Genomic DNA, 12,679 nt, shown 5'->3' with positions numbered 1-12,679 from the left:
AAAGCTTAGGCTTCACTAGTAGCATCTGACAAAAAGAACATGTCCTCGATCAAATGATTAAACGACCTCTATCACTGGCAATCTATTCTCTGCTTTCCCCCTACTTTCAAACAAGGAGAAAATTTCCTGAATCATCAAATGCGCCTATGATATTTTTCTATTCATTTCAAGTGCATTTCCTTGTGGTCACCTTTAATACTACGCTCTTTTTCCGACTCATTTTATCTTCTTTTAAAAGAATGGTTATGAATTAGGATAATTGTCTGATCATTGGACGATTGCCCCCAATCATGCAACCTTCGTTCTGTATCAAAAGCACGTTTTCAGCAAAAAAAGCCCCTTCTTATCCATTTGGATAAGAAAGGACTTTCTACGATCGTTCAATTAAAAAAGATCAGCCTTACGTACAAAGTTGCGCATACCTAGACAGTCTCGCGGGAACCGACTCTTACATCAAACTCTTCAATTCGACGTCTGGGTACTTATCTGCGAACCAGCGCATCGCAAATTGGTTCTCAAACAAGAACAATGGCTGGTCGAAACGGTCTTTCGCTAAAATGTTACGACTGGAGCTCATACGCTCATCCAAGTCTTTCGGATCGATCCAACGGGCGATCTTGTGGCCCATTGGGGTCATAATGACTTCGGCATTGTACTCATTCATCATGCGATATTGGAAAACTTCAAATTGCAGTTGCCCGACAGCACCGATGATATACTCATCACTAAGATACGTCTTGTACAACTGGATAGCCCCTTCTTGGACCAACTGATAGATTCCTTTGTGGAAAGATTTTTGCTTCATCACATTTTTTGCAGTGACTTTCATAAAGAGTTCCGGAGTAAACGATGGCAGCTCTTCGTAAGCAACTTTTAGTTTCCCTTCATAGATCGTATCGCCAATTTGGTAATTTCCCGTATCATAAACCCCGATAATATCTCCAGCGACTGCTTCTTCAATATTTTCTCGGGTGTCTGCCATAAATTGTGTCACATTGCTGAGTTTCATTTTTTTGCCAGTACGCTCAAGTGTCACGTCCATGCCTCGTTCAAAGGTTCCTGAACAAATACGGACAAAGGCGATCCGGTCACGATGGGCAGGGTTCATATTTGCTTGGATCTTGAACACAAACCCAGACATTTCTGGTTCATAAGGACTGACTTCATCACCAGCCAAAGTTTTGTGACCGTAAGGCGCTGGTGCAAAGGACAAGAAGGTTTCCAAAAAGGTCTGCACACCGAAATTCGTAAGGGCGGAACCAAAGAACACGGGCGTTTGATCGCCTCGTGCGATTTTTTCTGTATCAAAGGCATCGCCAGCTTCTTGCAGTAATTCTACTTCTTCTAAAACTTGTTGGAACAACCCGTCTTCGGCAAATGGATGATCTGCAGGAAATTGACCATTTTCATCTAGGGCAACTAAACGTTCCCCACCGTGATTGTCTGGACGATAAAATTCGACCCGTTGGTTATGGATATCATACAGTCCTTCTAAGCCTTTCCCCATGCCGATCGGCCAATTCATTGGAAATGATTCGATCTCTAAAAGATCTTCTAGTTCTTCTAATAATTCTAATGGTTCGCGGCCATCACGGTCGAGTTTATTGATAAAGGTAAAGATCGGAATACCGCGTTTTTTAACGACCTGGAAGAGTTTTTTCGTTTGCGCTTCGATCCCTTTTGCGCTATCGATCACCATGACCGCACTATCCACCGCCATCAAGGTACGGTAGGTATCTTCAGAAAAGTCCTCATGCCCAGGGGTATCTAAAATATTGACCCGTTTGCCTTGGTAATCAAACTGCATAACGGAACTGGTCACGGAGATCCCCCGTTGTTTTTCAATTTCCATCCAGTCGGACTTTGCGAAATTCCCAGTCTTTTTCCCTTTGACCGTACCAGCTTGGCGAATCGCGCCACCGAATAATAATAATTGTTCTGTAATGGTTGTTTTCCCCGCATCCGGGTGGGAAATAATCGCAAAGGTACGGCGACTATCTACTTGTTGTTTTAATTTTGGATTATCCATTGATTCTATTGCTCCATTTCTTGTATTTACAATGCGAACAGTGACCATTTTAGACTGTCGCTAGTTTTCTGACCAAATCAGTATATCATGGATAAGGGTGATAAAAAAGCAAAAAAAGACAAGAAACCCCTTTGACTACTCTCTTTTACAGAGTTAGGCAAAGGGCGTTCCTTCCATTTGATGGAAATAAATTAAAATGCTGGCAGTAAGGTATCGCTATGGTCGTTTTCTAAAAATTCGCGAACTTTATCGCTAGTCATGGCACGGCGCAAGACGGCGATTTTTTCAGAATCTTGATTGTCTTCTCGAGCAACCAATGAGATAGCAAAGCGATCATCGATCGTTTTTTCTAAGAAAAGGGCATCGGCTGGTTTCAAACCGATTTTCGCAATATAGGTTGGGTAGTTGTATACCAAGGATACATTCGGCTCATCATAGGCTTCCGCAAGATTCAGTAAATCAACAGATAACCATTCAAAATTTTTCAGATTTTCGGTAACGTCTTTAAGTGTTCCATTAACACCAACGCCATCTTTGAGAGTGATCAATCCTTCTTCTGCTAAAATCGCTAACGCTCGACCTTCATTGGACACATCATTCGGCAATGCGACTTTCGTTCCTTCTGGAATATCATTGATATCCGTATACTCTTTGGAATAAAAACCGACTTTTGCGTTGTAGATTTTATCTAACGCCACTAGGTTTGCATCTTTTTCTTCATTATACATTTGCATATATGGTTCATGTTGCGCAAAGTTGGCATCGACCTCGTCATTATTCAGCAGCTCATTGTACTGGATATTGTCATTGACTTGGACCAATTGGATTTCCCAGCCATCTTCCACTGCTTCCGCTGCAACTTTTACGACATCGGTCATCGGCGTCGTTTGCGAAGCGACCTTGATGATTTTCTCTTCGCTCGCCTCATCCGAACTCGTACCGCAAGCCCCCAATACACCTAATGCCAAAACACTCAATCCTAAAACAAATCCTTTTTTCACTTTCATTCCTCCTATTTTCGTTTATCAAGTTTTCTTGCTGCTTGATTGCCAATCCCTTGCAGGATAAAGACCAAAAGAATCATGATGATAATTGCAAAATACATGACGCCATATTCATAGCGTTGATAGCCATAGCGGATCGCAAAATCGCCGATACCACCACCGCCGACGATCCCCATCACTGTTGAATAAGAAACCATGCTGACTGCTGTCGTCGTTAAAGATAAAATCAAGCCGCTTCTAGCTTCCACTAGTAAAAACGACCAAACGTATTGCCATTGACTGACGCCAAGGGATTTCGCCAAGTAAGAAACTTCTTCTGGGACATCCAGCAGTACTTGCTCCGTCAAGCGAGCAAAAATACTCATAGCAACGATGCTCAAAGGGAAACTGGCGGGAATCGGTCCAAATGAGCTGCCTAAAAGCATCCGCGTCAGTGGGATCAAGGCTACGACAAATAATAGAAACGGAAATGAGCGGATGATCGTCACAACGAGATTCAAACCCTCATAAAGAAATGAGATTTTTTTCCCACGACTGCGGCTAAGAAAGAGCCAGACACCTAGCGGTAGTCCTAAGACAATGGCTGCGAGCATCGAAATCCCCATCATGATCGCTGTTTCTTTCAAAGACTGAAGTAATTCAGGTAAATAATACAAAATACTCTCACTGATCGTCATGCAGCAAACTCCTCTCCACTTTGTCCACATAAGAGCTTTCTTTGCGGACAATTGGCTGCGGATGATTGACAAATTCCGCTGCAAAGACGGCATCTTCCAATACAAACACACGTTGACAAATTTGTCTGACTGCGGTTAGCTCATGACTAACGAAAATGACTGCTGGCTGAAACGTCTGTTGAACTTTTTGCAGTAAAGCAAGTACATCGGCTTTCGTATCTTCATCCAGCGCACTAGTGGGTTCGTCACACAGCAGGATTTTCGGCTCACGGATCAACGCCCGTGCGATAGCTACTCGTTGTTTCTCCCCACCGCTCAACTTGGCTGGATAGATATCGGCTTTGTCTTCCATCCCAACAAATGAAAGCATCTCCAACACCTTCTTTGATGATTTCCCCATTAACTTCAAGGGCAAATAGACATTTTCAAAAACGGTTCGATTGTGTAGCAGATTGTAATTTTGAAAAATCATGCCGATTTCCTGCTGCGCATGTAGCAGTTGCTTTTTGTTTAAGGGATCGATTCGTTTCCCGTCAAAGAGCAGCTCCCCACTGTCAGGTGTCTCAATTAAGTTCAAAAGCCGAAGCAACGTTGATTTCCCCGAGCCGCTTTTGCCGACGACCCCAACAATCTCCCCCGGCTGAACAGCAAAAGAGAGACCATCTAGGACGCTTCGATCGTAACGCTTTGTGATGTTGATGGCTTCTAGCATCTTTTTTCCTCCTAATCAAACAGCAACGCAAGAAATTCAGCGTTAGTCATCTGATGGATAAATTGCTCGATGGCAATATCCTTTAGCAAGCGGCTAATGGTGTTTTGTTCAAAATCAATACCTCGTAGCATCGCTTCAAGTTCACTGATCTCTTTTTGTCCAAAAAAATCACCGGTAATTTGAATCGCTGCAATCTTGCCTTTGTTGACAGTAAAATCGACTTCAACGATCCCAACCTGCGCAAACCGCTTTCTTTTTTGCCATTCAAAAGCAGGCGCTTCATTAAAAATCCACTCATTGTTCGCGTAACGTTCTTCAAACAACGTTTGGATTGCTTGGCGATCCGCATCCGTCAAGACGATCTCTTGCTCACTGATTTCATCAATCGATTCTACTTCATAGATTCGGCAAAGGAGTGTGTCTCGAAATGCCTTGGTATCCATTGATTGGTATTGTTCTGCCAAATACGGTTTAATATTCGTCACACTTTTCCGTACGGATTTCGTTGCTTTAGAGGCAATTTTTTCTTGGGCAACGTGTAGGACTTTTGTTAATTCTTCTAGATCCACATCATACATCAATGTGCCATGAGAATACGTTCGACCTTTTTTTGTATACATCGCATTGCCAGAAAACTTTTTCCCATCAATGAACAGATCATTGCGGCCATGTACTTCTACCTCCTTGGCTCCCATTGCCGCTAAGCCTTTCATGATCGGTTGTGTTGCACTTTGGTAGTCACCAAAACTCGTGGCATCTTTTTTGGTGACAAAACTAAAGCTCATGTTGCCTAGATCGTCATAAACTGCTCCACCGCCAGATGTCCTGCGAGTCAACACGATATTGCGACTCCTTAAATAGTCAAAATCAATCTCTTGATACGCATTTTGATTTCTGCCGATTATAACACATGGTTTTTGTATGTATAACAGAAGACAAGGTTCTGAAACATCTACGTTATTCATTAAATACTCTTCAGTTGCCAAATTGTAACGGATATCATCACTAAGCATACGGTAAAATTTCATTTCAAGCCCCTCGTTCTTATTAGATTTCTATGGATATTCTCGCTTTTCTTACGGAAAATTGCAATCAAAGTGCTTAACGATAAGATACAAGTGTTTTTTTATCTGTTTTTAAACTGTATTATTGATTAGATTTATCGTAACCGTTTCTTACAAACAAATCAAGGGGAATAAGTAAAAAAAAGGAACAAAAAAGACCAAAGCAGTTGCCTTGGTCTTTCTCATTTCATTCATGCGGAACTTTAACGGCGAGGCTCATCTTCCTCAAAATCTTTGCGGAAATAGCGGCGTTCTTCTTCTGGTTCCACTTCGCCTTCTTCTGGATCATGGAAGATTACACGGATCTTCAAGACACGTGATCCTTCCATTTCTTCAGAAATCAATTTCACGTTATCGACTTCAAAGGAAAGTTTTTCTCCTTCATCTGGAATCATTCCTAAAGCAGTGATCAGGTAGCCTGCCATCGTATCGACGTCGCTCATATGCAAGCTCATATTGAAAGCTTCATTGAAATCATCGATCAGCATCCGACCTTGGATCACGTATTCTTTATCAGAGATTTTTTCATAAAGCTCTTCGACCTCATCGGATTCATCATCGATCTCACCGACGATTTCTTCAAGCAAGTCTTCTAATGTAACTAACCCAACGACTCCGCCGTATTCATCAAGCAAGATCGCCATTTGGTTTTGGGTTTTCTTTAATTCATAAAGCAAATCATCGATAAAGACTGTTTCTGGAACAAACAGTGGTTCTTGCAAGATCTGCTTGATGTCCATTGTTTCAAAGCCGTATTTGTAGGCACATTTCAAAAGATTTTTGGTATGCAAAATCCCAACGACTTTGTCTTTATCTTCATTATATACAGGAATACGAGAATAATTTTCTGCTAAAATTTCAGTCAAAATTTCTTCTACTGAGTCATTGATATCCACCATAAAGGCAGAAGTTCGAGGAACCATGACTTCACGGGCCACTTTCGTATCTAATGAAAAGATCCCTTGCAGCATCTCTAATTCATCTTCTTCAAAGACCCCTTCTGTTTCCAACATATACCGCATTTCATCACGGGTCATCTTTGTGTCTTCATCGTCAAATTCCATTGGAGTGATCCGCGCCAATAAGCTTGTTGAAGCAGATAAGAACCAGACGAAGGGCTTTGCAATAATCCCGATCGTTCGAATCACACCAGAAGTGAACTGGGCAACTTCTTCTGATTTGTTCATGGCGATACGTTTTGGATACAACTCACCGAAAACGATCGACACATAGGTCAAGATCGCTAAAACGATAATGTTCGCTAAGCTTTTAGCTGCCGTTCCTCCACCTAATAAAGGTGCCAGACGGGTCGACAAGGTATCTGCCAGAGATGCCCCAGATAAGATATTCACCAAGGTAATCCCAACTTGGATCGTTGACAAGAAATTTGTTGGATTATCAATGATTTTCAATAATTTTTGTGATTTGACATTTCCTTCTTCCGCTTTTTGCTCCACACGGTTTTTGTTGACTGAGACGACTGCGATCTCAGAGGCCGCTAGAAAAGCGTTGATCAATGTCAAAACGATCAATAATAAAATTTGCGCTAGAAGCGACTGACTCTCGGGGTCAGCATTCATAATAGCATTCTCTCCTTATTTTTTCATATTCTAAAAAAAATCGTGGGCTTAGCCCACGATAAAATCCTATCACAAAGTTTTTTTCTTTGCAATAAAAAACACCAGTCATTGATTACTCAATCAACCGTTCTTGATTTTTCTTGATTTTGTCATCTTTGATCAGACGAACAATAAAGACCACGATCGTCCGACAAATTGCGTAAAACGGTACTCCTAAGAAAATTCCCAGCAAACCTGCCAGATTTCCAGCGACCAATAAAACCAAGATGATCGTTAATGGATGGATCGCTAATGATTTTCCGATCACATTCGGGTAGATAACATTTCCATCTAATTGTTGGACGACTAGTACCACGACACAGCACAGCAATGCGCGGAACGGTTCATCAAAGACCGTCACTAAGACTGCTGGAATCAAGCCAAGATACGGACCTAAATAAGGAATCAAGTTTGTGACCCCTGCGATCACCCCAAAAAGAAAGGCATAGTTGACGCCGATCATCCAGTACCCAATAAACGTGAAGGTAGCGACAAAAATACATTCGATCGCTTGCCCACTGATGTAATTGGATAATGTCTTGTTTAAGTCACCTAGCAACCCAACAATCTGCTCTCGTCTTCTTTCTGGAAAGACAGTTTTCAGATTAGGAACTAGCTTTTCTCCATCCTTCAACATGTAGAAAAGGATGAATGGGACTGTAACGATGATCATCGTCGCGGAAGCAATCGTACTGACGATCGATCCTAAGCTAGTGGATAACCCACTAAGAAACTGCTGCAGCAAAGAACCATAAGAAAGATTTAGGTTTTCTAACTGCTGCGCGATATCGATTTGTTTGAAAAATGGATCATCTGCGATCCTTGAGATCCAGCTTTCCATATTTTTGGCAAATGTTGGAATATTTTCCGCCAATGAAGTAATCTGACTCACCAGATTAGGAATAACGCTGACGAAAATCAAGATGATTGCTGCTACTAATAACAATAGAACCAATATGACAGCAAACAGTCGTTTTAATTTTGTCGTTTTCATCAAAAATAGGACGATTGGATTTAGCAGATAATACAGAAAGCCAGCAATCAATACTGGTGCAAATAAAGTAGAAAAAAACGTGCCGATCGGTGCAAATAGAAAATTGACTTTACTTAACACAAACACGAGTGTCACTAAAACCAATGCTTCCAATGACCAAAAGAACAGTTTTGATTGTTTGAATTTGTCGAACAAAAGATTCCCTCCCTTTTTTATAACATTATAGTTGATTTTGTAAAAAAAAGCTTGCGACTTTAGCCGCAAAAAAAAGAAATTTGTAAAAAAAGTGGTATACTAATAAAAATAACGGAGAAATCATAGCTGAGGTGAGTTTTTTTATGCATATCGCACAAACAAAAGATACGCTAAGTGAGATCTATTTGGCGTCATTGAAAATACGAAATCAAGTGTTCGTAAAAGAGCAAGGGGTTCCATTAGCATTAGAAGTAGATGAAAATGAGGCATTGGCTGTTCATTTCGTCTTATATGACGATGACAATGAAGCAGTCGCAACCTTACGTTTTTTACCGATCTCTGATCATGAGGTGAAATTACAGCGAATGGCGGTGCCAACTGCTCATCGAGGTTCAGGCTACGGCAGGCAGTTGATCGAGGGAGCGGAAGCTTTCATTCAAAAACAAGGAATCAAAAAAGTCACGTTAGGGGCACAGTTAACTGCCAAAGAATTTTACTTGAAGTTAGGCTATCAGCCTGAAGGCGATGTCTTTTTAGACGCGGATATGCCCCATATCAAAATGAGCAAAACCTTTTAACGAGCAGTGATTACTTAAAACAGCGACCACAAAACAGATCCTTCCTCTGTTTTGTGGTCGCTGTTTTTTATTCCTCTTCTTCAACGATCTCTTCAATCGCTGTCAGCAATGCTTGCGCCACCCTTTGATCATAGCCTTCACTTGTAATCACCGCTAAATCAGTGTCACTGTTCAAATAGCCTAACTCCAACAAAACTGCTGGAATATATTGCTCTCGTAAAACATAATAGTTACCAAAACGAGTGCCGTTGGAACTCAATGCCACTGAACTACTCAAACTGGAAGTGATCGTTTCTGCCATCTCTTTTGCCCCAGTATAGTAATAGTAAGTTGTCAGTCCTTGATTGCCGTTTGGTAGCTCTGAATTGTCGAAATGAATGCTGATAAATAGATCTGGTTCCTCCGAGAGTGAAGCTGCAGTAATTTCAGACAGCGCTAAATAGCGATCTTCGGTGCGTGTATAACTGACTTGAATTCCCGCTTGGGTCAGTACTTCGCCGATGGTTTGGACGGTGGCTAACGTCAAATCTTTCTCCATGATCGTTTGATCCGTTGACAGCGCCCCAGAATCTTCGCCTCCGTGCCCCGCATCAAGAACGACTTTAAAGTCTGACAATTTTTTCGGCGTCTCCGAAAGTGGAACTTCTTGGATGGATGCAGAATGCTTTTCAATGTAACCCGTTATTCCATCGTCAGTTTGGATTTCAACCATCTCTTCTGTTTGACTAAGTACGGTTGCCCAACTTCCACGGTGGATCTTCCCGATGACGGTTTCTTGACTTGTTGTCTGATAAATCGATACATAATCGTTCTCACTTTCAATCGCTGCATCGTATTCTGAGGGATCCACGTAAATTTGGACCATGCTTGCCGTTTGTGCGACCTCTTCTGCTTGCGCGTCCGACTCGGTTTGAGCCGTGCTTTCTTGGGTCTCTTCTTGAACAAAATGATCATTTTTCAACACAGCAAAACCTGCCGCAAAAAGTAGAATCATGGTAGTACCGATAACAAGCTTCCCTTTTTTCTTCATTTGCTTCCCCCACTTTTTTCTTGGTCTTTCTATCATGGGACTAGCAGCTTAAACAGAACTTAAAGGCAACTGCTAGAAGCAACCCTCTCACAGCACAAAAAAACTTCAACCGAAATGGTTGAAGTTTCTCGGGAAAAATGAGCGATCCGACCCATTTCACTTATTTTTGAGACAACTGCTTGTAGCGATCATACCAAATGTCCACATACCCTTGCGAAAAGGGTCCTTTGCCATTATTGATCCAATCTACTAAAATTTTGACATTTTCTTTCAAGATAAAATCAATGTCTTGCGGATATTGCATAATCTTACTGTGCAATTCATACTCATCCACATCTAGTAAACGTTTCTCGCCATCAGGAAATACTTTGATATCAAGGTCATAATCGATATATTTCAATGCCTCTTCATCAAGTAAATACGGTGAAGCAAGATTACAATAATAGGAAACCCCCTTTTCTCGAATCATTGCAATAACATTAAACCAGTATTTTTTATGAAAATATACAATTGCTGGTTCACGGGTAACCCAGCGTCTTCCATCTGATTCGGTCACTAATGTATGATCGTTGACCCCTATCACTGAGAATTCACTGGTCTTTAAGACCATCGTATCCCGCCACGTTCGATGCAAATTGCCGTCATGTTTGTAGCTTTGAATGCTGACAAACTCTCCTTCTTTTGGAACTCGCATAGCAACCCTTCCCTCAGCAAGAAAACTTGCGTTTTGTTTGGGTGTTCATTACACCGACATCGTTAATATTATAGCAATAAAAGAAAGCTTTGCCTAGAAATCTTTATCGAGTTTCTGATATTTCTTTAATTGATCCACCAATTTCTGCTGAGGTTTTGGGAAAACATAGTTTTGAAAGGATTCTTTTGCTGCCCATTCGCTGTCTTGTAACGTGAGCTCTCCCCGTTTTCTGCCGTAAAATAAAAGGACGTGCCATTTCAAATGACTAAAGATATGAGTGATCTCGCCAAAATGTCGTTTTTGCCAAACGACAGGCAGATCAGGAAAAATCTCGAGGGCATCATCTTCGGCAATCAAATCCAACTGCAGCTGCTCCTCTTTTGCCCATGTTCGCTGCAGAGCCTCGTACTGTTCTTTCGTCACTTCTACCAAAGGAAAATGCCACATAGAAGCCAATAAGCCTGTTTCAGGTCGCTGCACGAGTAAAAACGAGCCTTGATCTTCGATGGCGCCTGCGATGTAATAGACATCTTTTGGCTTTGCTTTTTTCGATTTCACTGGAAAGTCTGTTTGTCGATTCTCCGCATAAGCAAGACAATACTGACTGATGGGACACTCTTCACATTTCGGTGTAGTGGGTGTACAGATTCGTGAGCCAAGATCCATCAAGGCTTGATTAAACTCACCAGGTTCATCGGGGGAAATGATCGTTCTCATCGCCTCGTCAAATGGTCTTCGGCTGCTGGCTTTCGCAATATCTGCTTCGATACAAAATAACCGACTGACGACCCGCATCACATTTCCATCGATTGCCGGTTCTGGCAAGCCAAAAGCAATACTGCCAATGGCTCCAGCTGTGTAGGGACCAATTCCTTTTAATGAGCGAATCTCTTCAATTGATTGGGGCATTTCTCCGTCGAATTCGGCAACGATTTGCTGGGCGGCAGCCTTAAGGTTACGGGCACGAGAGTAATAACCTAAACCTTCCCAAACCTTTAAAAGCTTTTGTTCTTCGGCTGCCGCCAAGTCTTGAATCGTCGGGAATTGTTCCATAAAACGATAGAAATAGCCAATCACTGTTTCCACTCGTGTTTGTTGAAGCATGATCTCTGAGATCCAGATTGCATACGGATCGTTGGTCGCCCGCCAAGGCAGATTGCGTTTTTCTTTATGATACCAAGTTAAAAATGTTTCTTGGAACGTCTTGATTTTTTCTTCATCCCAAGTTTCCCATTGCTTACTCATCCATTACTTCCTCATCTAAGAATCGTTGTATATCATCGATGGCAAACCCTTTTTGATAAAGGCCTTGCTTGATTTTCATTTTTCGTTTCATCAACGGTAACCGCTGATGCCGCCGCATAAGTCGGGCCCCTTCTCTTTGGAGCGCTTCATTTTCTTGGTCCTCATCTTTTTCCATCGGTAATTCATCCAAAATCATCTGAATGACTCCTTGATGAAAACCTTTTTGCATCAAATGCATTTTTATCTTTTGGATCATTTCTTTATGGCTTTTGTTGTGAAAACGACGCATCGCTTTTTCAGCCGTATGATAACCGACTTCAAACTGCATTTCCTCGGTATACAAAGGCAATACTTCCTGAATCACGGAATCTTTTAATCCTTTTTTTCTCAATTGCTGACTGATGACCACGGGCCCTTTATCACTCATGCGGACTTGGGTGCGAATGTAGCTTTCTCCGTAGTTTTTGTCATCGATCAAATTCAACTCTTTCAGACGTTCAACGACTAAGTCTCGGTCTTGTTTTTCGATTTCTTTGTCTTTCAAATAGGTACGGACTTCCATTTCAGAACGCAGCTGATAGCTGATATAGTTCATGGCTTGCTGCAATCCTAAATCAAACCCCGCACTTTTTTTGATTTCTTTTAATTCTTCTTCACTCAGTTCCTTGCCTTTTAATAGCCGAAAACGGACCAAAAGATCTTCTGAGACCCGCAGCGTTTCACCTTCTGATGTCGCCACTTCATAAAATGGTCCTTTTCCTTTATTGATACGAATAATTGTATTCATCTTCTTCACCTCGCGAACGTACATTCTATTTTACCACAACTACGATGAAAT

General features: G+C 41.6%; 12 protein-coding genes. 1 reads left to right on the top strand and 11 read right to left on the bottom strand.

Features of this window, described 5'->3' with window-relative positions; translation table 11 throughout:
- Window positions 1–448: 448 nt before the first annotated feature.
- From ACTW1R_RS07285 to ACTW1R_RS07255, 7 genes are all read right to left on the bottom strand, one after another.
- Window positions 449–2,029 carry a peptide chain release factor 3 gene (locus ACTW1R_RS07285; RefSeq protein WP_005225872.1) on the bottom strand — a complete coding sequence of 527 codons (1,581 nt, stop codon included), beginning with the start codon at window positions 2,027–2,029 and terminating at the stop codon, window positions 449–451.
- Window positions 2,030–2,220: 191 nt separating this feature from the next.
- Entirely contained in the window at window positions 2,221–3,036 is an 816-nt protein-coding gene (locus tag ACTW1R_RS07280) for a MetQ/NlpA family ABC transporter substrate-binding protein (RefSeq protein ID WP_270290303.1), read from the bottom strand.
- Between the two features lie 5 nt (window positions 3,037–3,041).
- On the bottom strand, window positions 3,042–3,710 hold the full coding sequence (gene emtB / locus ACTW1R_RS07275) for a metal ABC transporter permease EmtB (RefSeq protein WP_010748069.1): 669 nt from the start codon (window positions 3,708–3,710) through the stop codon (window positions 3,042–3,044).
- Window positions 3,697–4,422: a methionine ABC transporter ATP-binding protein gene (locus ACTW1R_RS07270; protein WP_121261588.1), complete on the bottom strand. Its 726-nt coding sequence runs from the start codon at window positions 4,420–4,422 to the stop codon at window positions 3,697–3,699. Before ACTW1R_RS07270 ends, emtB begins: the two co-directional genes overlap by 14 nt.
- Window positions 4,423–4,433: 11 nt before the next feature.
- Window positions 4,434–5,450 carry a lipoate--protein ligase gene (gene lplA / locus ACTW1R_RS07265; RefSeq protein ID WP_074934723.1) on the bottom strand — a complete coding sequence of 339 codons (1,017 nt, stop codon included), beginning with the start codon at window positions 5,448–5,450 and terminating at the stop codon, window positions 4,434–4,436.
- A gap of 239 nt (window positions 5,451–5,689) precedes the next feature.
- Window positions 5,690–7,066 (bottom strand): hemolysin family protein, encoded by a 1,377-nt coding sequence (locus ACTW1R_RS07260; protein ID WP_005225867.1) that lies wholly within the window; start codon window positions 7,064–7,066, stop codon window positions 5,690–5,692.
- A 112-nt stretch (window positions 7,067–7,178) separates the two neighbouring features.
- Window positions 7,179–8,294, bottom strand: coding sequence for an AI-2E family transporter (locus tag ACTW1R_RS07255; protein ID WP_271814389.1), 1,116 nt, complete (start codon window positions 8,292–8,294; stop codon window positions 7,179–7,181).
- A 143-nt stretch (window positions 8,295–8,437) separates the two neighbouring features.
- Between ACTW1R_RS07255 and ACTW1R_RS07250 the strand changes: the two genes are divergently transcribed.
- Complete coding sequence (locus ACTW1R_RS07250; RefSeq protein ID WP_121261592.1) at window positions 8,438–8,872, top strand: GNAT family N-acetyltransferase; 435 nt, start codon at window positions 8,438–8,440, stop codon at window positions 8,870–8,872.
- Window positions 8,873–8,939: 67 nt separating this feature from the next.
- On the opposite strand, the gene ACTW1R_RS07245 is transcribed toward ACTW1R_RS07250, so the two are convergent.
- The 4 genes from ACTW1R_RS07245 to recX all read right to left on the bottom strand — a co-directional run bounded on the left by ACTW1R_RS07245 (window position 8,940) and on the right by recX (window position 12,628).
- Complete coding sequence (locus ACTW1R_RS07245) at window positions 8,940–9,902, bottom strand: N-acetylmuramoyl-L-alanine amidase (protein WP_121261594.1); 963 nt, start codon at window positions 9,900–9,902, stop codon at window positions 8,940–8,942.
- 160 nt (window positions 9,903–10,062) lie between these two features.
- Window positions 10,063–10,596, bottom strand: coding sequence for a nucleoside tri-diphosphate phosphatase (ntdP, locus tag ACTW1R_RS07240; protein ID WP_005225863.1), 534 nt, complete (start codon window positions 10,594–10,596; stop codon window positions 10,063–10,065).
- 93 nt (window positions 10,597–10,689) lie between these two features.
- Window positions 10,690–11,841 (bottom strand): A/G-specific adenine glycosylase, encoded by a 1,152-nt coding sequence (gene mutY, locus ACTW1R_RS07235; protein ID WP_016610228.1) that lies wholly within the window; start codon window positions 11,839–11,841, stop codon window positions 10,690–10,692.
- Complete coding sequence (gene recX / locus ACTW1R_RS07230) at window positions 11,834–12,628, bottom strand: recombination regulator RecX (RefSeq protein WP_034858009.1); 795 nt, start codon at window positions 12,626–12,628, stop codon at window positions 11,834–11,836. The genes mutY and recX overlap by 8 nt, the downstream gene beginning before the upstream one ends.
- Between the last annotated feature and the right edge of the window lie 51 nt (window positions 12,629–12,679).

The sequence above is a fragment of the Enterococcus sp. R12 genome, assembly GCF_058135755.1.
The sequence above is the reverse complement of the archived record's forward strand: the minus strand, read 5'-3'. Positions and strand labels throughout refer to the sequence as shown.

Bases quoted from the DNA above. Each gene is read 5' to 3' on its own strand.
- ACTW1R_RS07285 (WP_005225872.1), bottom strand. From the start codon at position 2,029: ATGGATAATCCAAAATTAAAACAACAAGTAGATAGTCGCCGTACCTTT.
- ACTW1R_RS07280 (WP_270290303.1), bottom strand. From the start codon at position 3,036: ATGAAAGTGAAAAAAGGATTTGTTTTAGGATTGAGTGTTTTGGCATTA.
- emtB (WP_010748069.1), bottom strand. From the start codon at position 3,710: ATGACGATCAGTGAGAGTATTTTGTATTATTTACCTGAATTACTTCAG.
- ACTW1R_RS07270 (WP_121261588.1), bottom strand. From the start codon at position 4,422: ATGCTAGAAGCCATCAACATCACAAAGCGTTACGATCGAAGCGTCCTA.
- lplA (WP_074934723.1), bottom strand. From the start codon at position 5,450: ATGAAATTTTACCGTATGCTTAGTGATGATATCCGTTACAATTTGGCA.
- ACTW1R_RS07260 (WP_005225867.1), bottom strand. From the start codon at position 7,066: ATGAATGCTGACCCCGAGAGTCAGTCGCTTCTAGCGCAAATTTTATTA.
- ACTW1R_RS07250 (WP_121261592.1), top strand. From the start codon at position 8,438: ATGCATATCGCACAAACAAAAGATACGCTAAGTGAGATCTATTTGGCG.
- ACTW1R_RS07245 (WP_121261594.1), bottom strand. From the start codon at position 9,902: ATGAAGAAAAAAGGGAAGCTTGTTATCGGTACTACCATGATTCTACTT.
- ntdP (WP_005225863.1), bottom strand. From the start codon at position 10,596: ATGCGAGTTCCAAAAGAAGGAGAGTTTGTCAGCATTCAAAGCTACAAA.
- mutY (WP_016610228.1), bottom strand. From the start codon at position 11,841: ATGAGTAAGCAATGGGAAACTTGGGATGAAGAAAAAATCAAGACGTTC.
- recX (WP_034858009.1), bottom strand. From the start codon at position 12,628: ATGAATACAATTATTCGTATCAATAAAGGAAAAGGACCATTTTATGAA.